This is a genomic window from Streptomyces hygroscopicus subsp. hygroscopicus (assembly GCF_001553455.1).
Lineage (GTDB): Bacteria > Actinomycetota > Actinomycetes > Streptomycetales > Streptomycetaceae > Streptomyces > Streptomyces hygroscopicus.
The window spans coordinates 1-19570 of sequence record NZ_BBOX01000001.1; the positions used below are offsets into that span (position 1 = coordinate 1).

Below are 19570 nucleotides of genomic sequence, written 5' to 3' on the forward strand. Positions count from 1 at the left end.
CTGCTAGAGGTCGAATTGCAGGTGCTCGATGTCCGTGAAGCGGACCTCCTCCAGCTGGCCGGCGCGGCGGCCGTTGTCCTGGAAGTAGACCTCCTTGAGCGCTTCGGCGGCGATCTCCTTGAGCTGCTGGTCGCCGGCTCCGGCTTCCTGGGCGTCGAAAAGACGGGCGGCATAGTGGGGTGGCAGGGCGACGGTCAGGTGCCGGATGCGGTCCTGGTCCGTCGACCCGATCGGTGCGGTGTAGCCCATGCGGGCGCGGGTGTCGATGACGATGCCGCCCGTCGTCGCCGCCTTCTGCCGGGCCCTGGCGCGGATCTGCGGCTGCCAACGCTTCTTCACCTCGCGCTCCAGGCGTGCGGCGAGGTCGGGGCGGGGCTTTTTGATCTGGCCCTTCACATAGCGCTCCACGGTGCGCTGGGATACCCGCAGCAGCTGGGCCACCGGCCTGGTGCCCTTGAGCTGCTTGACCAGGTAGCGCATCTGCGCGGGCGCGCTCTTGGGTGCCGGGCGGGTGAACGCCTTGTGCACCGCGGCGTCCAGGCCGTCCCCGAACAGGCTCATCGTCACCCTCCCCTACTCTCCGTTGTCGGCATCGGTGACGGTGCCGTCCTTGATGTACCGGGCGAGGTTGAGCTCCGGGGCGTCGAACTGCTCCCGCACACCCTCGCCCCACAGGACCGTCTGGGTGCCCTCGTGCTTGACCAGGCCGGGGTTGATGCCGAGTTTGAAGCCGCCGGGCAGCGGCTTGCCGTCCCGATAGGGCAGGAAGTCCAGCGGCGACTCGCCGTTGGCCGCGTACACGACGCAGTCGGACAGGATCGCGACCGGGTACTGGCCGGTGAACGCCGCATGCTTGACGATCTTACGGTGCAGGTTGATCCGGGTGCGGGAGATGACCGCCGCGCGGATGTCCGGCCGCCAGGTGGGCCGGGCAAGGGCCCGCCACGGCTCGCCCGGTCGCCAGCCTTCGCCCCGGGGGCGTTCGCGCAGCTTGCCCAGGCCGCCCTTGACCGTCGCCTTGATCGCCGAGACGACGATCGCCAGCTGAGGGTCGCGCTCCTGGTAGCCGTCCATCGCCGCCAGGAAGTCCGCCGGTGCCAGGTCCGCGTCGACGCCGAGGTCGGCCATCGTGGCCAGGTAGGCGTCGCGCAGCCGCTGGTACCAGGCGTCCAGGTAGCGGCCGTTGTCGTAGCGGACGTACGCCTCGATCGGCGCGACGTCATAGCCCAGCTCGACCGCGTAGGCGACGGTGGGCGTGGCGTACCAGGCCGGGCCGTCGGGGCGCTCGCCCTTCGGCGTGAACGGGCTGGGCAGCAGACCGGCGTCCAGGTCCGCCCACATGTCCTTGCCGACCTTCACCCGGGACAGGTCGACGTGGGACAGGTCGACCAGCCAGGAGCCGGGCAGCTTCGGGTCGAACACCGGCGCCTTGACGTGCGTGGGCGCGCCGAGGCCGACGATCAGGCCGTTGGCGCCGGCGGCGAAGGCCATGTTCACGTCGATGCCGACCAGGTGCCGCAGGGTGCATTCGGCGTCGGTCATCGGCCGGGCCCAGTCGTACGCCTCCTCCAGCAGCTTCTCGCCGGGGCCGCGGATGTGGAACCGTGGCAGGTCCGCCAGGAGCGGGTGACCGTCGGGGGCCTCGCACGGCGCCGGGTCGACCGGGTCCTTCCCCAGGCTGCCGGGGTTGTGCTCGGAGTGCCGCGTGCCGTCGGCGTGCGGTGCGGAGGCGCGGGTCGGCGGGTGCAGGGCGGTCATCAGCTCCAGGCCGGTCACGGCCGTGGAGCCGCAGGGCGTCATCACGCGGGAGGCGTACGCGCCCAGGACCCGGGCGAGTTCCGCGGGTGGAAGCTGGGCGGCGGTGCCCCAGTGGCGGGAGTCCAGCGCGTGCCAGGAGGGGATGCACAGCTGGACGCAGGCACGTTCCGAGCCCTTCGCCGGGCGGTAGATCCGCGCCCACGGGCCGAACCCGCGCTTGGTCAGCTTCCACTCCGCGCGGGCCAGCTGCTTGATGACCTTGTGGCCCTCCGGCAGGCGCCCGGCGAGCCGCTCCTCCTCCGTGAGCGTCGTCGGGAGGCCGTAGCGCTCGAGGGCGGACTCGGTGAGTACGAGCAGCGGGTCGGCGTCCTTGCCCGGCCCGGACAGCTTCGGCTGCCCGAGCTTGGCCTCCTGGAGCGTCCAGTCCACCAGGGCCGGGATGGACTTGGCGGGCACGTCCAGGACCAGGCCGCCGGTGCAGTACGCCACGACTTTGCGGTCGGCGCCGACATCGATGACGGCGAGCGGACCGTGAGCGAACCGCGGATCGACAGCCACCGCCGCGGTGGTCTTCCCCGGGGTCGCGGTCTTCGCCCCCGGGCGCCGGGACGTCGACGCCGGCCTGGAGGTGGCCGCCGGGCGGGGCGCGGCGGCCGGAGCGGGCGCGGTGTGCGGGGCGGGCGCGGTGTGCGGGGCGGGCGCGGTGTGCGGGGCGCTGGTCTGCGAAGCCGCTTCTCGGGCGGGCGTGGCGGTGGGGCCGGCGCTCGCGGTCGAGGTGTTGCCGGCCGCCCCGGGGGCGGGGAAGCGGGCAGCGAGGCCCTCGAGGAGCCGTGCGTATGCGGCACGCTTCGGTGGCCGCGGCTCCGTACGGCCGGCTTCCCAGTTCCCCACCGCCTCGCGCCGGGTCTGCAGCGCCCCCGCAACCTGGTCCTGCGTCAGCCCGGCCGCTTCGCGCAGACGCTTACGCTCCGCAGGTTCCGGCAACGGATCCCGCACAGCCTGCTCCAGCAGCGCGTCAACGGCACTGAACAACTCTTCCTCGTCGGACAAGACCTCACCTCCCCACCACACCCTACCGCACATCGCGCGCTGATCGCTCGTGAATCGCTTGCCAAACGCTCATGTGAAACGCTTATGTGAACGGAGGCAGGGCGCCCCGCCGCTACAGAGGCCGTGACGATTCGTGTTCCGTCGCAGCGAAGGCCGGGTGTTCCCCACCTGAGGTTGGTTGGCGGGCGCGACTGCCGTCGGCAGAGCCCTGCCGTGAGGAGGAGTGGGGGCGGGCACCGCTCGACGGCGGCACCGTGCGCCGCAGCGCCGGAAGCGGGGCCCGCCCGGCCCAACCCGCCGACATGCGGCTCAGCCGCCGGACCTTCCCCTTGGAGGGCGGGGCCTGTTGGAGGGCGGGGCCTGAGCCATCGGCGGTGTCCGGCAGCCGTGCCGACAGCACAGCCGCACGGCCGACGTGGCATTCTCGCGGCGGGCGCGCGACGCCGGGAGCGGCGGAGTCAGCAGCCGTCCGGGAACGGGGGTCAGCAGCCGCAGGCGCCCGCGACCGGGGCGGTCAGGGGGTCGGCGGCGCGGCGCTCCGGGCCCTGCCGGGTCTCGTACGCAAAGCCCTCGCGCACCCAGTACTCGAACCCGCCGAGCATTTCCTTGACCTGGTAGCCGAGTTCGGCGAGGGCGAGGGCGGCACGGGTGGCACCGTTGCAGCCGGGCCGTCGATGGCCGAGTTTTCCCCTGACGCCATCGACTGGCGCATTCTCGACGTCCTCCAGCGCGAGGGCCGGGCCAGCTTCGCCGACCTCGCGCGCTCCGTCTCCATGTCGGCGCCGGTCACCGAGCGCGTGCGCCGGCTGGAGGAGGCGGGCATCATCAGCGGCTACGCGGCGGTCGTGGACCCGGAGAAAGTCGGGCTGACCATCATGGCGTTCGTGCGGCTGCGCTACCCGAACAGCAACTACAAGCCCTTCCACGACCTGGTCGAGGCGATGCCGGAGATCCTGGAAGCCCACCACGTGACCGGGGACGACTGCTTCATCATCAAGGTCGCGGCACGTTCCATGCGCCACCTGGAAGAGGTCTCCGGCCGAATCGGCGCGCTGGGCTCCGTCACGACCAGCGTCGTGTACTCCTCCCCACTGCCCCGGCGCACTGTCGGCCACTGAAACCGGACGATCCGCCGGAGCAGCCGGAAACACTCGCGCAGGCAACCGCTCCACGGTTCAGCGACCACTCCCCGGCCCGCCGCCAGAACCGGCCTTCCCGACACCTTCGGCGCCGACCACCCCGGGACGGCGCCCGCCGCACCGAAGCCGCCCAATCCGCGACGAAGGACACTCGACCTTCCCCCGACAGAACGCCTGATGATTCCCCGCCGCCGCGCGAAAGGCCGAGCCGAACTGCCGGGCTGGCAGCAAGAGCACAACCGCTCCCACGAACAGGTCAGGGCCCGTGTCGAGCACGCCTTCGCCCGCATGAAGGGGTGGAAGATCCTGCGCGACTGCCGCATCGAGGGCGACGGCGTGCACCACGCGATGCTCGGCATCGCGCGGCTGCACAACCTGGCCCTTGTGGGCTGAGAGGGCGTTCTCTCTCCGATCCCCATGCGCGGTTTTCGCTGGTCAGGCATGAGGTCGAAGCTGGAGGCCCATCGGGGCGATGCCCCGGGCGTGAAGCGTTGCCGATGGACTACCAGGCGTTGGTGAGGAGCAGAGTGGTTGCCGCGACGGTTCAGGAGGTGAGGGCGTACTCGGTGAAGTGGCCGCAGGCGGTGAAACCGAGGCGGCGGTAGACGGGTTCTCCGTCGGCGGATGCCTGCAGCACCGCGGTCTCGTAGCCCGCGTCGCGGGCCGTGTGCAGGGTGGCCGCGGTGATGGCGCCGCCATAGCCGCGGCGGCGGTCGGCGGCGAGTGTGGCGATGTTGTAGATGCCGGCGACGCCCGCGTGCAGGAAGACCTCGGCCGAGCAGACGGGGCGGCCGTCGACATAGCCGATCAGGTAGCGGGCGGGGCTGTCCGCGGTAAGAGCCGCATCAGCGGCCTCGGCGAAGAATTGGCGCACCGTGGCCGCGGGCGGGTTCCAGTTCGCAGCGAGGACCGTGGCGTAGTCGGCGAGCTGTTCCGGGGTGCTGGCCGGGCGGATCTCCAGGCCGTCGACGTGCGCCTCGGGGAGGGAGCCGCGCAGGTCCTTCCACATGCCCGCCTCGGTTTCCGACGCCTCCAGGCCGGCGGCCTGAAGATGCTCGGCGAGATTGTCCGGCGTGGAGGCGGGGCCCACCCACCAGGAGAAGGGGCGGCCGGTGGCGGCCAAGGTCCGGGCCGTCTCCGCGGCGCGGGTCGGGGCGGTGCCCGGGGTGAAGCGGGCCGCCGCGACGATGTTGAAGGTGTCATCGGCGAGACCGCTGTCGGCGATCAGTAGGTCGCCGGTCTCGGTGACGGACGCGCCTTTCAGGGTTCGGTGCAGGTGGCAGGCGTGCTCGGCGAGATTCCGCTCCATCGCGAGCGGAAGGTCGGATGCATTGATCGACTGGATGTCCATTGGCTTCATGATGATGCATCCCAGCATGTCGGCTGGGGTGCTCGCAGGTGCTTTTCCGGTGCCGGTGAACGGGCCGTCCAAGAGCTTTCCGCTGGATCAGCGGTGATCATGTCGGCAGCGACGGCGCGGTGTGGCGGGTTGCACGGTCAGTGCGCCGGCCTCGTGGCTGAGGTGCCTCGGACGCAGCCCTCCCCCAGGACGCCACCGTGGCCGCACGACCCGTTCCGGGAGCAGGTACGGCGGACAGCGTCGTCCCGTTCCGGCCGCCCACCAGCCAGTTCGTCGCTACCCGTCGGATCGGCTCTGACAGGCCGCCTGGGCGGCGGTTCAGGCGGTCGACGTGATCGCCTGGGTGACGGCGGTGATCGCCGGGGTGGGGTGGCCGGAGAGGCGTGCCACGAGCACCCGGCGGATCTCGGGGGGTGCGCCATCGACGCGCAGCAGGCTCACCCCGGCCGGCAGCACGGTTGAGAGCCGGGACGGCACCGTGGTCACGCCGAAGCCGCCGGCGACCAGCTGGAGCTTCGTCAGCCAGTCACGCGCGGAGTGGACGACGCGCGGCCGTCCGGGCAGGCCGGGCCAGACGCCGAGCAGTGGTTCGGCGTTCGACGACGGGGTGGCGATCCACGCGGCGTCGGCCAGTTCGTCGAGGTGCACCGTGGTGCGTCCGGCGAAGTCTCCGGTCGACGACGCGGCCACGACCAAGTCGATGTCCGCGACGGTCTCGAGGTGCAGGCGCGGCACCTCGCTGTCGAAGGGCCGGTGGGGTGGGCGGGACGTCAGCACGGCGAGGTCGAGCGAGCCCGCGCGCAACGCCCGGATCAGGGCGGGCGTGGTGCCCTCGCGGGTGGTGACCGTGATCTGCGGGTCGGCCGCCGCGAGGTGTGCGAGTGCGGCGGGCAGCGTCACCGAGCCCGCGCTCTGGACTGCCCCGAGCCGCACCACCTCGGTCCGCGGGACGGTGCCGGTGAGTTCCCGCTCGGCCGCCGCGAGCGAGGCGAGGATCGTGTGGGCGTGCCGCAGCAGGGTCAAGCCGGCGGGAGTGAGCCGTACCCCGTCCGGGCGGCGCTCGAACAGGGTGGTGCCGGCGCTGTGTTCCAGGGCGGCGGCCTGGCGTGAGACGGCCGACTGTGTGTAGCCGAGCCGGGCGGCCGCCGCGGTGAAGCTGCCGGACTCGGCGATCTGCCGCAGGACCCGCAGTCCCGTGCTGGAGATGTCCATGCGCCCTACGCATACCACATATGCGAGATCATCGCTTCCCGCATACCCGCCCCGCTCCTAGGGTTGATCTCACGAGCACGGACGAACACGGAGGTCATCACGTGCGAGCAGCAGTTCTGACGCGGTTCGGCGCCCCACTCGCGGTGCGGGAGGTGCCGGACCCCGAGGCCGGGGGCGGTGAGGTGGTGGTCGAGGTCCTCGCCGCCGGCGTGGCGCCCTACGCGGCCGAAGTCTTCAGCGGCAAGCGGAAATACCCCCTCATCCCTCCTGTCGTGCCCGGTGTCGGCGCGGTGGGGCGGATCGTCCACGTCGGCCCTGACGCCACCCGGCTGCGGGTCGGCGACCTGGTGTGGTGCGATGCGACGGTGCGCTCGCGGGACGATGCGCTGACACCCGACATCACCCTCCAGGGCTGGAGCTCGCGCGGCGAGGGCGGCGCGCGGCTCGCCGAGTACCTGCACGACGGCGCGTTCGCCGAGCTCATGCGGGTCCCGACGGAGAACGTCTTCCCGCTGCCCGCCGCGGCCGGGGAGGATCCGGCCCGCTGGGCCGCGCTCACCGTGCACACCATCTCCTACGGCGGGCTGCTGGCAGGCGGGCTCGCGGCCGGCGAAACGCTGCTCGTCAGCGGGGCCACCGGCAACCTCGGCAGCAGCGCGGTCGCGGTCGCACTCGCGATGGGCGCGGGCCGCGTGGTCGCCCCCGGCCGCAACAAGGCTGCGCTCGACCTCCTCGCCGACCGGTTCGGTCCGCGTCTGCGTCCCATCCCGCTGACCGGGGACGAGTCCACCGACCGCGCGGCGATGTCCGTGGCGGCCGACGGCCCGATTGACATGGTGATCGACATGCTCCCGCCGAGCGCACCCAGCTCGGCCTCGCGCGCAGCGGCCATGACCGTGCGCGAGTACGGCCGGGTCGTCCTCATGGGCGGCGTCGGCATGCTCGGCGGCGACGACCTCGCACTCCCGTACCCATGGATCATGCGCAACTCCATCACCGTGCGCGGGCAGTGGATGTACCCGCGCACAGCCAACGTCGGCATCATCCGGCTCCTTGCCTCCGGCGCCTTGGACCTCGCCCCCGAACGGGTCCGGTCGTTCCCCCTCGCCAACGTCAACGACGCCATCACATACGCCGCCGCGCACGGTGGCCCGTTCGACCGCACCAGCCTCACCCCATCAGCCGGCTGACCAGCCCCCCTGACCACCTCCCCCACTACCCGCACCACCCGCCACTTCCACGCACCGCTCAAACCGACCCCCGGCCCCACCAGAGCGAACGAACCCCCTCCGAACCCACCACCCACCGCCGCGGCACGCATTCCGCCTGAGCGCCGAGAAACGAACGTCTGCCGACAGAACGAGTCGGCGGACGGGTGGGCAACCCGTCCATCGCCTCCCTGATACCCGGGGCCCGCGCGGTACTGCGACGGATCACCGACCTGGGCGGCACCGCCTCGTCCGACGAAGTGCAGCAGTACTTCGCCGACCACCCGACCGCCCCGATCACGAAGGCGAAGATCGGCGGAACCCTCACCAGCATCCCGGCGTTGAAGCAATAGCGTTCCTCAGCCGTCACCCGCTTCGGCCCCGCGCCGGGCAGGCGACTCGGAGCACGCCGCTCCGGATACTTCCCCCGCCCGACCGGGTCTCGTAGCGGAGCGGTTAGCCATCGTCGGCCACCGCCTCCCGCTTTCGGTACTCGGCCGCCTTGCGGGCGATGGCGACACCGGCGGGGTTGTTGGTGTTGATCCGGGTCAGCGGGAGGCCGTCTGGGCGATGCAGGTACAGCCAGTGGACGGTGGCGCCGTGGCTGTTCTGGCCGTAGCTGGAGGTCTCCGTCCGCTCGGTGACACGCACCTCTGGCCAGGTCATAGCATGGGTTTCGGTCCGACCCCGGGTGACGACGACGCCCCGGTCGAAGACGTACAGGCGCAGGTCGCGGTGGGTTAACCGCCCCTCGGTCCACAGTGCGGCTGTCGGGATGGCGACGACCAGGGCGAGCAGGACCCCGGCCAGGGCTGTCAGGCCGGCGCCGTGCGTGGCGCCGAGCAGGCCGAGGCCGGCGATCAGGCAGCCCAGGGCGGGAAACATCGACACACAGCCGAGCCCGGTGAGGCGGCTGCCGATGTGTACCGCGTGCGTCCTCTCCCCCAATCCGCGTTCCGTGGCCGCCCTTTCGGCCCTGTGCAGAGCCTCCACGTGTGCCTCTGAGCTGAGCGTGCCCCAGACCATCGCCCGCCTCCCCTGCCCCCTACCGGTCCTGTGCCAGTTTCTTTTCCACCGCGGACGTCGCTCAACCGGAGGGCACGCTCGGCGGGGCGGCCGGACGGACCAGGTGCGTAGGCCGCGTCATGCTGGTCACCCGGAACGGTGCGATGCGGACGGACGCCATGCGCCGGTGCCCGGGACAGCGCGCGTGGGTTGCGCAGGACCGGGGTCGCACCGCGGTTTGCGACGACAGGGCGATGAGGGCCTTGCAGACGGCCGGGTGGCGCTTGCCGATGTTGACGCGCTGGAAGTCGGTCATGGTTCTTCGATGCGTTCGTGTGGCCTGCGCCGCGCCCTTCGGGCGCGGCTTGGTGGCCGGCGGACGAGCAGGCCGTGGCCGCGGTCAGCGTGGTGACGGCCAGCAGGCCACCGGCGATCCGCATTCCGATCACGATCGGTCTCCTGTTCAGTCCTGCGTAACGCGGATGATCGTCTTGCCCGGGGTGTGCTTGCCGGGGGCGAACGCGGCAGGTGCTTCGGCAAGCGGCCGCACAGCACCGACGACCGGCTTGAGCCGGCCGTCCCTCAGCCGCGCGGCGAGATCGGTGAGCCGAGCGCGGTCGGGTTCGACGACGAAGAAGACTGCCCGCCCGTCTTTGGGCTGGACCTGGGGCGGCATGGTGATGGTGACGAGCGTGCCGCCGGCCCGGACCAGGGCGGCCGAGCGGTCGAGGATGTCGCCGCCGATCACATCGAACACGACGTCGGCCTCGCCGGCGTCCTCCAGCTCCTCGGTCTGCAGGTCCAGGAAGGTGTCGACGCCCAGGGCGAGAGCCCTGTCCCGGTCGGCGGACCGGCCGGTGCCGATGACCCGGGCGCCGGCCTCGCGGGCGAGCTGTACCGCGATCGACCCGACGCCGCCCGCGGCACCGTGGATCAGGACGGTCTGGCCGGTGGTAAGGCGGCCGTGGTCGAACAGGCCCTGCCAGGCGGTCAGCCCGGAGATCGGCAGGGCGGCGGCCAGGGTGTGGTCGATGTCCGCGGGCAGCGGCGCGAGGTTGCGGGCCTCCACCGCGGCGTACTCGGCGAGCGAGCCGTTGCGCGTCCAGTCGGCGAGGCCGAACACCCGCTGGCCGACCCGCAGGCCGGTGGTGCCGTACCCCAGCTCTGCGACGACACCGGACAGCTCGTGCCCGGGCACGCTCGGCGTCCGGTCGCGGCCGGCACGATCGGTCCACGTGCCCGGCCAGTCCAGCTCTCCGGGGGTGAAGCCCGCCGCGTGCACCCGCACGATGACGTCGTTCTCGGCCGCGTGGGGGTAGGGCACGTCCGTCAGGGACATCCCGGCGAAACCTGCGTCACGGTCTCGCACAGTGATGGCTTGCATACAGGTCCTTACTGGGAGGGGTGACTCAAGCGCGCAGCCGTTCACGCACAGAGCTCGTCGTCGTGAAAGACACAGGCAGGTGGATGTATGCCACTTCGCACGATCGATCTCACCTGCTCTCGCACTTCTTCGTCAGCCCGTCGTGCGTTCTCATCAGGGAGACGAGGCAGCCCCTCCGGTGTGACAGTTCGCACGCGCACGAGTTTGTCGGGATGGATGACCCGGCGGTAAGCGGTGATCAGACCGTCTGTGATCTGGACCGTGTCGACGGAGCAGACCCGGCCTTCGCGGTAGAACACCAGGGCGAGCTCGCCGCCGACCTCGGCGAAGTCGATGCGGTCCGGGTGCCGCCGGCGCCCCGCACGCACCATGACCTCGGCGACGCGCTCGCCGCCGTGGATGAGTTTGCGCGCCGCGGAGACCTTGCCGCCCCCGTCAGTGACGTGGACGGCGTCCGGGTGCAGTAGCCTGACCAGGCCGGCCAGGTCCCCGGCCTCGTAGGCGGCGCGGAAGACCGCTCGGACGCGCTCGCGTTCCGCCTTCCACCGTCACCTGTCGTTCCGGTTCCCGAAGGCGTCCTGGGAGTGGACGAGGTCGTCACCTGGCCCGAGATGCTGGTGCTGCGCGGCGGGCTGGGCTGCTGGTCGTTCACCCGCGTCGACGACATGCTCGACTTCTTCCGCCCCAGCCCGGACAGTCCGCGAATCGAGCCGGTGTACTGGTCGGAGAAGCTGGCCTTGGGCTCCGGCAGCGAGGTCGAGCAGTACCGCCGGGCGCGGCCTGGCCTACGTGCGGCAGGCTGTGGCCGACGTGGTCGAGGCCGGCCCATGCGGAGCGAAGCCGCCCGTGGTGCCGATACGGGCGCTTCGAGGGGCACGATGGCTGTCGCGCTCCTCGAAACGCCTGGGGTGTGGCCTTTCGCGACTGTCAGATGGTGGGGTGCTGGTCACGGACGGGGCTGAGCGACTCCAGCAGCGACACGATGTGCAGGATCGTCGACTCACAGTGCCAGTTGGCTGCCAGCTGCACACCGATCGGCATGCCGTCGCTGCTCGTGCCGAACCGCATGGACAGGGCCGGGAGTCCGGTCAGGTTGAACGGGATGGTCGCCGTCTGTATGTGGGCGGCGTCCACCGTCTGACCGTTGATGGTGAACTGGGTGAGTCCGTGTTCGTGGGCAGGGATGGGCAGGACCGGGAGCAGGAGGACGTCGTACTGCTGGAAGTACTCGGTGCATGCGTCCCGGAGACGTTCGATGCCCTGCTCGGCCAGGAGGTAGTCCTCTACGGATGTGCCGGGGCTGGCGAGCATGGACTTGGAGACCTTGGCCATCTGGTCCTCGTGACCGGCGGTGACATCCTGGAAGGCCGGCTGCACCTCCATGACGTGCTGCCGGTAGAAGAGGTCGAGAGGGTTGTCCCGCTCGAGCGCCGGGATGCTCACAGCCTCGGCCTGAACCCCGGCGCCCTCCAGCGCTTCGGCGGCCTTCTGCACGGTGGCAGCGACCTCCGAGTCGAGCGGGCCGAGTCCCGAGCCAGTCAGCCAGCCGACGCGGACGGGCCGGTCCGGCGACGCGCCCAGGCCTGCGTCGAACTCGGGCGGAACGGTGGCGAAGCCGTCGACACCGTCCGGGCCGGACAGCACCGAGTACGCCAGTGCGAGGTCGCGGATGGTGCGGGCCATCGGGCCGACGTGCCAGTCACGGCGCGGCACCCGCGGCCAGACCCCGGTCATCGGGATGCGCGTGTGCGTTGCCTCGAGGGCGACGATGCCGGTGTGAGCGGCCGGCCCGCGCACCGAGATGGCCAGGTCGCTTCCGAGCCCGAGCGGCGACATCCCGGCCGCGATCGCCGCCGATTCCCCGCCACTGGAACCGCCGGACGTGCGGTCGAGGTTCCAGGGGTTGTTCGCCCTGCCCGTGAGGAGGTTGTCGGACTCGGTCGAGTACGAGAACTCCGGGAGGTTGGTCTTCCCCTGCTGCCGCCGACTTCGGCCAGGCCGCCTCGTCTCAGTTGGGCGCTATGTCGGCGAGTGCAGGCTCTGCGGCCGGCCCCTCGAAGTTGCGGGGTGTCTGGGTGCGGTAGGAGTGGCCGAGTTCCGGGCCGAGTCCGAAGTAGTGGCGGAAGTTGTAAATGAGGGGGCTCCAGGCGGCGGGGTCGATGTGGTCGGTGCCCGGAACGACGATGCGGGAGTCGGCGTGCACCTTGCACACGACGGCCTCGACGATGACGAACTCCCCGGAGACGTCCTGCTGCACCCGCTCGGCACGGGCCTCCAACTGGATCGGGCATCCGGCGGCGCGAGGCGGCCTGACCAGGTGGGAGGGCTCGCTGGTCATGCCCGCGGCGGCGAACTTGTCCGGCTCGAAGCGGCAGCCATTGGGCTTGCTGGAGGGCACTGGATCCCGGCCGGTCAGTGGCGCCAGCCGCTCCACGGCCGGCCACTGGGCGGGGGCCGGCAGGCTGATGACCAGGTCGGGGCGGCTGCCAAGGTTGTACGCGGTCTGCCCCTCACGGCCCAGCCCGATCACCACCGTCTTCCCGAGAGCCCATGCGGATGATATCGGGGCGAGGTTGAACGAGCCGTCCTGATTCTCTGTCGACAGGAGCACCACTGGCGTCCCGAAGTACAGAATGCTCGGTTCGATCTCCAGGTGGGTGGCGACTGTCTGTGCGGGCAGGGTTCTGGGAGGTGCCGTGTTCATGGTGAGAAGCCTAGGGTCCGGTTATTTCGGCCGGGGCCGAAGTATCGCAGGGGACAACGGACGGCATGGACATGCAGCGCCCACATGCAGCCGGTCCTGACCTGGCTGCCGTGGTGAAGCTTCTGGCCGATGGTACGCCGGGCGGGCTTCTGTCCGGCCCTCCTCGACGGCCGGGCTTGGACAGCGACGGAATTGGCGCGTCATGTGGGGGGCGCCCTCGACCGCGACTGAGCACTTGCACACGCTCGTCCGCGGAAACCTGCTGGCCAAGGAACGGCAGCTACGTGCGTCTGGCCGGTCGGCCGCGCCTCATGCTCGTCCCCCCGGTCCCGAGGGTGCTGACGCGGTTCTCGACTCGCGGCGGGCCATGCGCTGGGCCCAGATTGCCGAGGAAGCGTCGAACGGCCAGCAGCGGCCGAGGAGTTGGCGGCGGACCGAGGGCACCGCGGAGACACGGGGTGTGCAGCCCTGGCCGCGCCGTACGGTCACGCCCTGGTCGAGCGCGGCCCGCTCGGAGGGCTCCAGTTCGGCCGCGCGCTGGAAGTCGGCGACCTTGCCCGGCATGCCGAGGGTGACCGCGGTCTGCGGTGCTGGGGTGTCCTGGCGATCGTCGGTGTGCTTCGGCATGAGGCCGGCGACGGCGGTGCGGATGGCGCCGCGACTGACGTGGTGGTCGCGGGCCAGGCCGGCGATGGACTGGCCGCCCAGGTACCCGGCGCGCACGGCGGCGGCCTTCGCGGCCGTGACGGCCGGGCAGCGTCCGCCCTTGCTGCCCTCGGCCGCGGCGGCCCGCGGTCCGTGGGCGGTCAGCTTGCGCTGGAGGCCGCCGGCGGCGACGGTCTGCAACGAATCGCGGCTAAAATGGCGCTCGTCCTGATAGAAGGAGGTCACGACACTTTGACAGTTCCTTCTCAATTATCCTCCTGCCCGCCCCCTCCTGACGGACCGCCGCGATCTCCCGGCTCATGCCCCGATACCGAGACCACCCGTCTGCTCTGCGCAGGGTCCTATCTCTCCGCTCGCTTCCGGCGTCGTGTCGTGAACCTGCTCGTCAGGCACGATGAAAGGGCGCTTGCGCCAGCGGCCGGTGTCGATGTCTTCGCGGTGCTGGCCAACGCCAGGCGGGCCGGCAGGCTCGAGCGGACAACGGGCATCTGGGCCGCCGTGGTGTGGGCGCTCTTCGCACTGGCAGATCTACTCCTCCCGCATGCGCCTTTCATCTGCAATGCGAAGAACGGGACAGGCAGAGAAGGCGGGGATTCGAGCTGGGACTTCCCGAGCATCTTCGCATTCGTCTTCGACCTTCCCTACGATTTGATCGAAGCAATGGCGGATCACCCCGTATGTGAAATCGACCATGTTTTCTGGGTGTTCAACTACGCCTTCGTGTGCTTGCTGCTGTGGTTGACAGGGAGTGTCCCGGGCTGCGGCAGGAACGCGTACGAGCCGAGTGGCCCAGCGCCCAGACGGCGAGGTGGGTTCTTGTTCGCCGTGGTCGGCGCTGGCGCGCTGGCCTCCTACTGGGCGACAGCGTTCGTCGCCGTGTTGAGAAACCCCGCCCACTGGGTGGCGGTGGTATTCCCGTTGTTGCTGGCCGTCCCCGTGTGGGTACACCGCCGCACCGTCGAGCGGACCATGCGTGATCAGTTCCGCCCCAATGCCTTCGAGCAACGGTCCCCGGAGAGGCTGACGGGGCCCGCGTGGCTCCGGGCTGTCGGGGAGGTCATCAAGAGGGAACAGGACTCGAAGATCGTCCTGTACGACACGGTCGGGGGGTTCGCCGGGCTGGGCCGGGCGGTGCTGGACCCCACGCCCGTCGTGATGGACCTGAAGCGCGAGCCGGACGCCGATTCCGAGCCGCTCACCACCGCCGACGTGCTGGGCCGCCTTCGGGACGAGCTGGAGGGATTCCGCGAGGACACCGGTCCCCGATCGAAGGTGGACCGTCTCAAGGAGGTGCAGATCGACGAACTGGTCTACCTGCCGGCGGGGCCGCCGAGGGACTCGGTCGACCATGGGCAGGCGGCTGCGGAAGGGCACCTCCGCGAGGCGGTCGAAGAAGGCGGCGAGGCCCGGCGGCACTACTTGTGGGCCCGGATCAGCGGGTGGGAACAGCAGGTGGTGGTCACTGCTCTGGTGCGGGTCTACACCCAGGGCAAGTCACTGACGCTGGAGGTCTGCCTCTACGTCATGGACCCGTTGCAGCCGGAGTTCGAGCTCGTCGACGCGATCGCCGAACGGGGCCCCGACCTTCCGGCGACCTCGGTGGTACGAGCCCTGCTGGCCGCTCCGGCCGCCGCAGTCGCCGCTATCTTCTCCGCCGCGGGCTCAGCGGGTGACGCGACGATCTCGGTGAAGCGACGGTTCGAGCGCCAGAACGGCTGGGACACCCCGTCCAAGGGGGCCTCGGGCTCCGTACGCGAACTCGCGTCCGCGTACCAGAAGTCACCGATCCGGGAGACGGATGTCAACCGCTATCTCAACGCGCTCGTGGAGCGCATCGGCACCGGGGCGGTCCAAGCGCTGCGGGAAAAGGGCTACGACACCGGGCAACTGGAGCAGCAAGTCATCCAGGTGAGCAACGGGGGGATCCTCATCGGGGCGATGAGCGGGGGCGCGGTGGCGGCGGGGCGGGGCGCCCAAGCACGAACCGCGGGTGGACCGCGCCAGGCGAGGGGCCGTGTCCTTGGACGGCAGCGGTTCTGAAGAGGCGACGAGGCATGTGGCAGGCACACAGAACAGGGAGGCAGCGTGAGCGAGCATACGGACGGACGTGACGGTGCGGCGGGCGCCCACCGCGACGCGGGCGCCGACGAGTGCCCGTCGGGTGCGGAGTCGCCGGGCGGCCTCGTCATCGGTGAGCTCAACGGAGGAGTCGTTGCCGCAGGGCCGCGGGCGGAGGCCGAGGAATCCGGCAGACGGATCGGTCGGCCCGCCGACGCGAGTGCACTGCCCTCCCCCGTCGTGACACCGCTCCCGGGCGGCATCGTCATCGGACGGATGACCGGGGGTGCGGCGGCTTCAGGCCCTGAAGCCCGGGCCACCCACCGGTCGGAGCGGTTCTTCGAGGCCACGCCTGAACTGATCGAGGCGCTCGTGCTGTTGCGCGGTGAGCCAGGTGAACTGCGCACGGAAGCTGCCCTGGCCGAAGAGGAGATCCAGGCCACCAAGAGGGTGGAGCAGGGACGGCCGCGAAGGCTCGCTTCGCTCGCGGCCCAGGCTGCCGGGTCCGTGAGTGGGCAGACCGCGGCCGGGGTGACCGCCCAGACGATCACCGGCATGCCGGCATGAGCAGTTGGGATGCGGAGAAACAGCGGTGGGACCCCTCAGTGGATCTGCATCTCCGCCAAAGGCGCGCCAGGGCCCTGGAGCGGAGATTGCGCATCACGGCCGTCGTACTAGCGGTGCTGGCCGTAGTCACGATCGGGGGCGCACAGCTGGCCGACTTCTCCTGACAGTCGCGGCCGGGAAGCGGGCCGCCACGGCCAGCTTGATCCGGAAGTTCCGTCATGTCATTCAGGTCGCACGTCAGCCGTCCCACCGATCCGGTACGGACTGCCACAGCTCCCGGATCCGACCGACAGCCAGCCCCCACCCGGAACGAAACGACCTGGTCGGACAGCCCGGGGCTGAGGTGCCCCGGGCTCGGCTTTCACGGTGTCGCTGAGGGTAGGTACTGAGCGTCACTCGGATGCGGAAACGGTGCCCCGACCTTCAATTATCTGCGGTGTCCAGTCCCTGATCAGGCGCTTGCGATGCGCCTGCCCGGGTCCCCTCCGGTGCACCCGCGCGGGCGGGTGCTGGTGGACCTGGCCTGCGCGATCGTCCTGGGTGCCGAGGCGATCGGCGACATCGCGCTGCTGGAGCACCAGCGTGCGGTCCTCGGCCAGGTCGCCTCCCTCGCGACCGTGTGGCGGGTGCTGGACGAGATGGGCGCACGGCAACGGCGCCGGATCGCCCGGGCCCGCGCCGCGGTCCGCCGCCGGATGTGGAAGCTGCTCGAGCAGCGCGAGGACGGGTTCTGCTGGATCGCCGTGGACGGCAGGCCGCTTGCAGGCGGGACCGCGGACCAGCGCCGGTCGCCTCGCCGGATCTCTCTGCTCCCTTTTCCCGAGCGCGGCAAAACATCACCGGCATCCAAGGGCGGGCTCGCCCATACGGCAGGCGGGCATCGGGAGCGCAATGAGCGATATACGGAACGGCGGAACGCATGATACGGAATACGGTCAGCCGTCATGGATTCAGTCGTGGGACATAGTTTCGACAGGTAAGTCAAGGCTTACCTTTAGGGAACTTTTGACCGTATGGTGTGGCTCGAATCGAAGGAGCCCCCTGTTGTCGAAAATGAACGATCCCGCTGTGCGTGCGGTTGAATCGGAGCAGGATTATGTGTCCTCCTTGTATGCGTTGCTCACCGAGCGGCTTTCCGAAGCGCGCGTGCACCGGGCGAGTGTGCTGAAGGCCCCGGCGGACAACGCCAATGAGGCCTACGAGAGAGAAATCGCCGCCGAGCGTCTGGCCAAGGAAATCGGCCGGCTGGAGGGCGCCGAAAAGGGGCTGGTCTTCGGGCGCATCGACCGGACGGACGGCACGGCCCTGCGCATCGGGCGGATCGGATTGCACAGGGAGGAGGATGACCTGCCGCTGCTCGTGGACTGGCGCGCGAACGCGGCGCGGCCCTTCTACGAGGCGACACCGGTCCACCCGATGGACCTGCGGCGGCGCCGGCACCTGCGCCTCGAGGAGCGCACGGTCATCTCGGTGAGCGACGAACTGCTGGACGGGACCGCCCCGACCGACGAGGACGTCGTGGGGGACGGCCCGTTGACCGAGGCCCTGTCGGCACGGCGTACCGGCAGGATGCAGGCGGCCGTCGCGACGCTGCAGGCCGAGCAGGACGAGATCGTCCGCTCCGCCCACCGCGGGGTGACCGTGGTGCAGGGCGGGCCCGGCACCGGCAAGACAGTGGTCGCCCTGCACCGTGCGGCCTATGTGCTGTACGCGTTCCCGCGCGCCGCGCAGGAGGGTGTCCTGGTGGTGGGCCCGAACGCCCGGTTCCTCGACTACATCTCCCAGGTCCTTCCCTCGCTCGGAGAGAACGACGTCGTCCTGGCGACCTGCCAGGAACTGGCCGGAGTGCCCACGGACACGGTGGACCCGTTCGATACGGCGCGGCTCAAGGGCAGCTCCGACCTCGCCGACGCCTTGGCCGGCCTGCTGTGCGCCCACCAAGCCCCCGCCGGTGACTTCACCGTGCGGGTCGGACAGGAACGGGTTCACCTCTCCGGCGAGGAAGTCGCCACGGCACGCGACGCCGCCGTGACGGCCACGACGGGGCACAACCCCGCGCGCCAGGTGTTCAAAGAGCTCTTGGTCGACGCCGTCACCGACGCGATGCAACGCGACATGGGGGACCTCCTGGAGCAGATCGACGCCGATACCGAAAGGATGACGGGCATCGACCTCGACCGGTTCACGGGAGCCGCCCAGCGCCGTGCCGAAGGTGCGGCCGGCTCAGGTCCGGTCCACGAGCTGGACCTGGACGCCATCCGAGCCGATCTCCTCGACGACACCGGCGTCGACCGAGCGGTCGAGGTGTTGTGGCCGCGGCTGGTACCCGGTGACCTCGTGAAGGCGCTCCTGACGAACGCCGACGCGCTCGCCGAGCGCCTGCTCCGTCTGACCGCGCAGGAGCGGTCCCTTCTGCTGCGCGGTCCGGACGACCCGTGGACCGATGCCGATGTGCCGTTGCTGGACGAGGCGGCGAGCCTGGTCGACGGTCCCCCCGAGCGGACGTACGGGCACGTCGTCGTCGACGAGGCGCAGGAACTGACCGCCATGCAGTGGCGGATGATCGTCCGCCGCTGCCCGTCGCGGTCGATGACGCTGGTGGGTGACTTCGCCCAGGCAGGCCCGGTCGCGACCGCACGCGACTGGAAGGAAGCACTGAGCCCCCACGTCGGGCCACGGTTCACACTGCACGAGCTGACCGTCAGCTACCGCACAACGCAGCAGATCCTGGGAAGTGTCCGGGACCTGCTCACGCGGATCGCTCCGGACCAGAAGCCCACACGGTCACTGCGAAGCGGTGAGAGCCCTCGCACCGTGACCACACCTCCGGACGGGTTGGTCGCCGCCGTCGTTCAGGAACTCCGCGCCCAGCGCACCGCGCACCCGGGCGAGCTGCTGGGGGTGATCTGCGCGGACACCAGGGTGAGCGAGCTGACGGCTCAGGGCGCCGCTCACCACGCACGCATCGTGCCGGCGTCCGAAGCACGCGGCCTGGAATTCGACGGAATCGTCGTCATGAACCCGGAGGAAATCATCACGAACCGCCCCGGTGGGGAACGGGACTTGTACGTAGCCCTGACCCGGGCCACCAAGCGCCTGTGCACCATCACCGTCCGGCCCGCCTGACGACTCGGCACCCGCGTCCGTCGCCGCGGGCGCACCCGGCGCGGTGCAGGCACCGACCCGCGCGCACGGGGCTGCTCGCCGCCTCACCGCTCCTGGCCGCGCCCGGCATCGCGCGGCCTGGTCTTTGCTGCGGGGCGCGGCGGCACGACTGAGGGCGGCCCCGGTCGGACCGGATCGGCGACCGCCCTCACGCCGCGGTCACCGAGCGAGCGGAGAGCTGGGACAGCGGGGCCCGACCCCCGCGTGCGGCCGGCCGGTCGGCCAGGGTGAGCCTGCGGCGTCTGCGGGGCTGACGCCACTGCCGGCACCGGTGACCACGGCGGTCGCGCTGCG

16 protein-coding genes and 4 pseudogenes are annotated in these 19570 nt (G+C 70.8%); 10 read left to right on the plus strand and 10 right to left on the minus strand.

The genetic code is table 11. The features are described from left to right. Positions 1–3: 3 nt before the first annotated feature. The 3 genes and pseudogenes from tpg to AXW62_RS00015 form a co-directional block, all read right to left on the minus strand. The gene (gene tpg, locus AXW62_RS00005; protein WP_060942612.1) at positions 4–561 is read right to left on the minus strand and encodes a telomere-protecting terminal protein Tpg; all 558 of its coding nucleotides are present in this window, start codon (positions 559–561) and stop codon (positions 4–6) included. A gap of 12 nt (positions 562–573) precedes the next feature. Further along, the gene (gene tap / locus AXW62_RS00010; RefSeq protein ID WP_442267811.1) at positions 574–2808 is read right to left on the minus strand and encodes a telomere-associated protein Tap; all 2235 of its coding nucleotides are present in this window, start codon (positions 2806–2808) and stop codon (positions 574–576) included. Positions 2809–3290: 482 nt separating this feature from the next. Beyond that, positions 3291–3476 (minus strand): annotated as a pseudogene (locus tag AXW62_RS00015) (rhodanese-like domain-containing protein); the annotation flags it as partial. A gap of 6 nt (positions 3477–3482) precedes the next feature. Here AXW62_RS00015 and AXW62_RS00020 point away from each other — a divergent pair. Continuing rightward, the gene (locus AXW62_RS00020; RefSeq protein WP_060942614.1) at positions 3483–3926 is read left to right on the plus strand and encodes an Lrp/AsnC family transcriptional regulator; all 444 of its coding nucleotides are present in this window, start codon (positions 3483–3485) and stop codon (positions 3924–3926) included. Between the two features lie 183 nt (positions 3927–4109). Beyond that, positions 4110–4340, plus strand: a pseudogene (locus AXW62_RS00025) (transposase family protein); the annotation flags it as partial. A 151-nt stretch (positions 4341–4491) separates the two neighbouring features. On the opposite strand, the gene AXW62_RS00030 reads toward AXW62_RS00025, so the two are convergent. Next, positions 4492–5256, minus strand: coding sequence for a GNAT family N-acetyltransferase (locus tag AXW62_RS00030; RefSeq protein ID WP_102884852.1), 765 nt, complete (start codon positions 5254–5256; stop codon positions 4492–4494). A gap of 369 nt (positions 5257–5625) precedes the next feature. Further along, on the minus strand, positions 5626–6519 hold the full coding sequence (locus AXW62_RS00035; protein WP_060942616.1) for a LysR family transcriptional regulator: 894 nt from the start codon (positions 6517–6519) through the stop codon (positions 5626–5628). Positions 6520–6620: 101 nt separating this feature from the next. Here AXW62_RS00035 and AXW62_RS00040 point away from each other — a divergent pair, with 101 nt between their 5' ends. Together AXW62_RS00040 and AXW62_RS00045 are read left to right on the plus strand one after the other, a co-directional pair. Next, the gene (locus AXW62_RS00040; protein ID WP_174556330.1) at positions 6621–7709 is read left to right on the plus strand and encodes an alcohol dehydrogenase catalytic domain-containing protein; all 1089 of its coding nucleotides are present in this window, start codon (positions 6621–6623) and stop codon (positions 7707–7709) included. 185 nt (positions 7710–7894) lie between these two features. Further along, complete coding sequence (locus AXW62_RS00045) at positions 7895–8080, plus strand: hypothetical protein (protein WP_060942617.1); 186 nt, start codon at positions 7895–7897, stop codon at positions 8078–8080. Positions 8081–8183: 103 nt separating this feature from the next. Here the strand turns inward: AXW62_RS00045 and AXW62_RS00050 are convergent, their stop codons facing one another. Together AXW62_RS00050 and AXW62_RS00060 are read right to left on the minus strand one after the other, a co-directional pair. Beyond that, positions 8184–8675 (minus strand): hypothetical protein, encoded by a 492-nt coding sequence (locus AXW62_RS00050; RefSeq protein WP_244502705.1) that lies wholly within the window; start codon positions 8673–8675, stop codon positions 8184–8186. A gap of 520 nt (positions 8676–9195) precedes the next feature. After that, positions 9196–10116 (minus strand): NADP-dependent oxidoreductase, encoded by a 921-nt coding sequence (locus AXW62_RS00060; RefSeq protein WP_060942620.1) that lies wholly within the window; start codon positions 10114–10116, stop codon positions 9196–9198. Between the two features lie 212 nt (positions 10117–10328). On the opposite strand from AXW62_RS00060, the gene AXW62_RS43665 reads away from it, so the two are divergent. After that, positions 10329–10583: a hypothetical protein gene (locus tag AXW62_RS43665; RefSeq protein ID WP_159060778.1), complete on the plus strand. Its 255-nt coding sequence runs from the start codon at positions 10329–10331 to the stop codon at positions 10581–10583. Positions 10584–11043: 460 nt separating this feature from the next. Here AXW62_RS43665 and AXW62_RS00070 read toward each other — a convergent pair. Together AXW62_RS00070 and AXW62_RS00075 are read right to left on the minus strand one after the other, a co-directional pair. Continuing rightward, positions 11044–12078 (minus strand): annotated as a pseudogene (locus tag AXW62_RS00070) (amidase); the annotation flags it as partial. A gap of 46 nt (positions 12079–12124) precedes the next feature. Then, on the minus strand, positions 12125–12820 hold the full coding sequence (locus tag AXW62_RS00075) for a flavin reductase family protein (protein ID WP_060942623.1): 696 nt from the start codon (positions 12818–12820) through the stop codon (positions 12125–12127). A gap of 65 nt (positions 12821–12885) precedes the next feature. Here AXW62_RS00075 and AXW62_RS47355 point away from each other — a divergent pair. Next, a pseudogene (locus tag AXW62_RS47355) lies at positions 12886–13106 on the plus strand (winged helix-turn-helix domain-containing protein); the annotation flags it as partial. Positions 13107–13129: 23 nt separating this feature from the next. Here the strand turns inward: AXW62_RS47355 and AXW62_RS42240 are convergent. Next, a complete protein-coding gene (locus AXW62_RS42240) occupies positions 13130–13711 on the minus strand; it encodes a resolvase (RefSeq protein WP_252368450.1) in 582 nt (193 codons plus the stop codon). A gap of 147 nt (positions 13712–13858) precedes the next feature. On the opposite strand from AXW62_RS42240, the gene AXW62_RS00085 reads away from it, so the two are divergent. From AXW62_RS00085 to AXW62_RS00100, 4 genes are all read left to right on the plus strand, one after another. Next, on the plus strand, positions 13859–15526 hold the full coding sequence (locus tag AXW62_RS00085; protein ID WP_107406187.1) for an AbeC-like domain-containing protein: 1668 nt from the start codon (positions 13859–13861) through the stop codon (positions 15524–15526). Positions 15527–15571: 45 nt separating this feature from the next. Continuing rightward, the gene (locus AXW62_RS00090) at positions 15572–16111 is read left to right on the plus strand and encodes a hypothetical protein (protein ID WP_174556331.1); all 540 of its coding nucleotides are present in this window, start codon (positions 15572–15574) and stop codon (positions 16109–16111) included. 464 nt (positions 16112–16575) lie between these two features. Beyond that, on the plus strand, positions 16576–17034 hold the full coding sequence (locus AXW62_RS00095) for a hypothetical protein (RefSeq protein WP_060942624.1): 459 nt from the start codon (positions 16576–16578) through the stop codon (positions 17032–17034). 130 nt (positions 17035–17164) lie between these two features. After that, complete coding sequence (locus tag AXW62_RS00100) at positions 17165–19237, plus strand: HelD family protein (protein WP_370682884.1); 2073 nt, start codon at positions 17165–17167, stop codon at positions 19235–19237. Positions 19238–19570 lie beyond the last annotated feature (333 nt).

What these genes read in the sequence shown, in the direction of transcription:
- tpg (WP_060942612.1), bottom strand. Translation starts at nt 561, where the DNA reads ATGAGCCTGTTCGGGGACGGCCTGGACGCCGCGGTGCACAAGGCGTTC.
- AXW62_RS00020 (WP_060942614.1), top strand. Translation starts at nt 3,483, where the DNA reads ATGGCCGAGTTTTCCCCTGACGCCATCGACTGGCGCATTCTCGACGTC.
- AXW62_RS00030 (WP_102884852.1), bottom strand. Translation starts at nt 5,256, where the DNA reads ATGGAGCGGAATCTCGCCGAGCACGCCTGCCACCTGCACCGAACCCTG.
- AXW62_RS00035 (WP_060942616.1), bottom strand. Translation starts at nt 6,519, where the DNA reads ATGGACATCTCCAGCACGGGACTGCGGGTCCTGCGGCAGATCGCCGAG.
- AXW62_RS00060 (WP_060942620.1), bottom strand. Translation starts at nt 10,116, where the DNA reads ATGCAAGCCATCACTGTGCGAGACCGTGACGCAGGTTTCGCCGGGATG.
- AXW62_RS43665 (WP_159060778.1), top strand. Translation starts at nt 10,329, where the DNA reads ATGGATGACCCGGCGGTAAGCGGTGATCAGACCGTCTGTGATCTGGAC.
- AXW62_RS00075 (WP_060942623.1), bottom strand. Translation starts at nt 12,820, where the DNA reads ATGAACACGGCACCTCCCAGAACCCTGCCCGCACAGACAGTCGCCACC.
- AXW62_RS00095 (WP_060942624.1), top strand. Translation starts at nt 16,576, where the DNA reads ATGCGCCTGCCCGGGTCCCCTCCGGTGCACCCGCGCGGGCGGGTGCTG.
- AXW62_RS00100 (WP_370682884.1), top strand. Translation starts at nt 17,165, where the DNA reads ATGAACGATCCCGCTGTGCGTGCGGTTGAATCGGAGCAGGATTATGTG.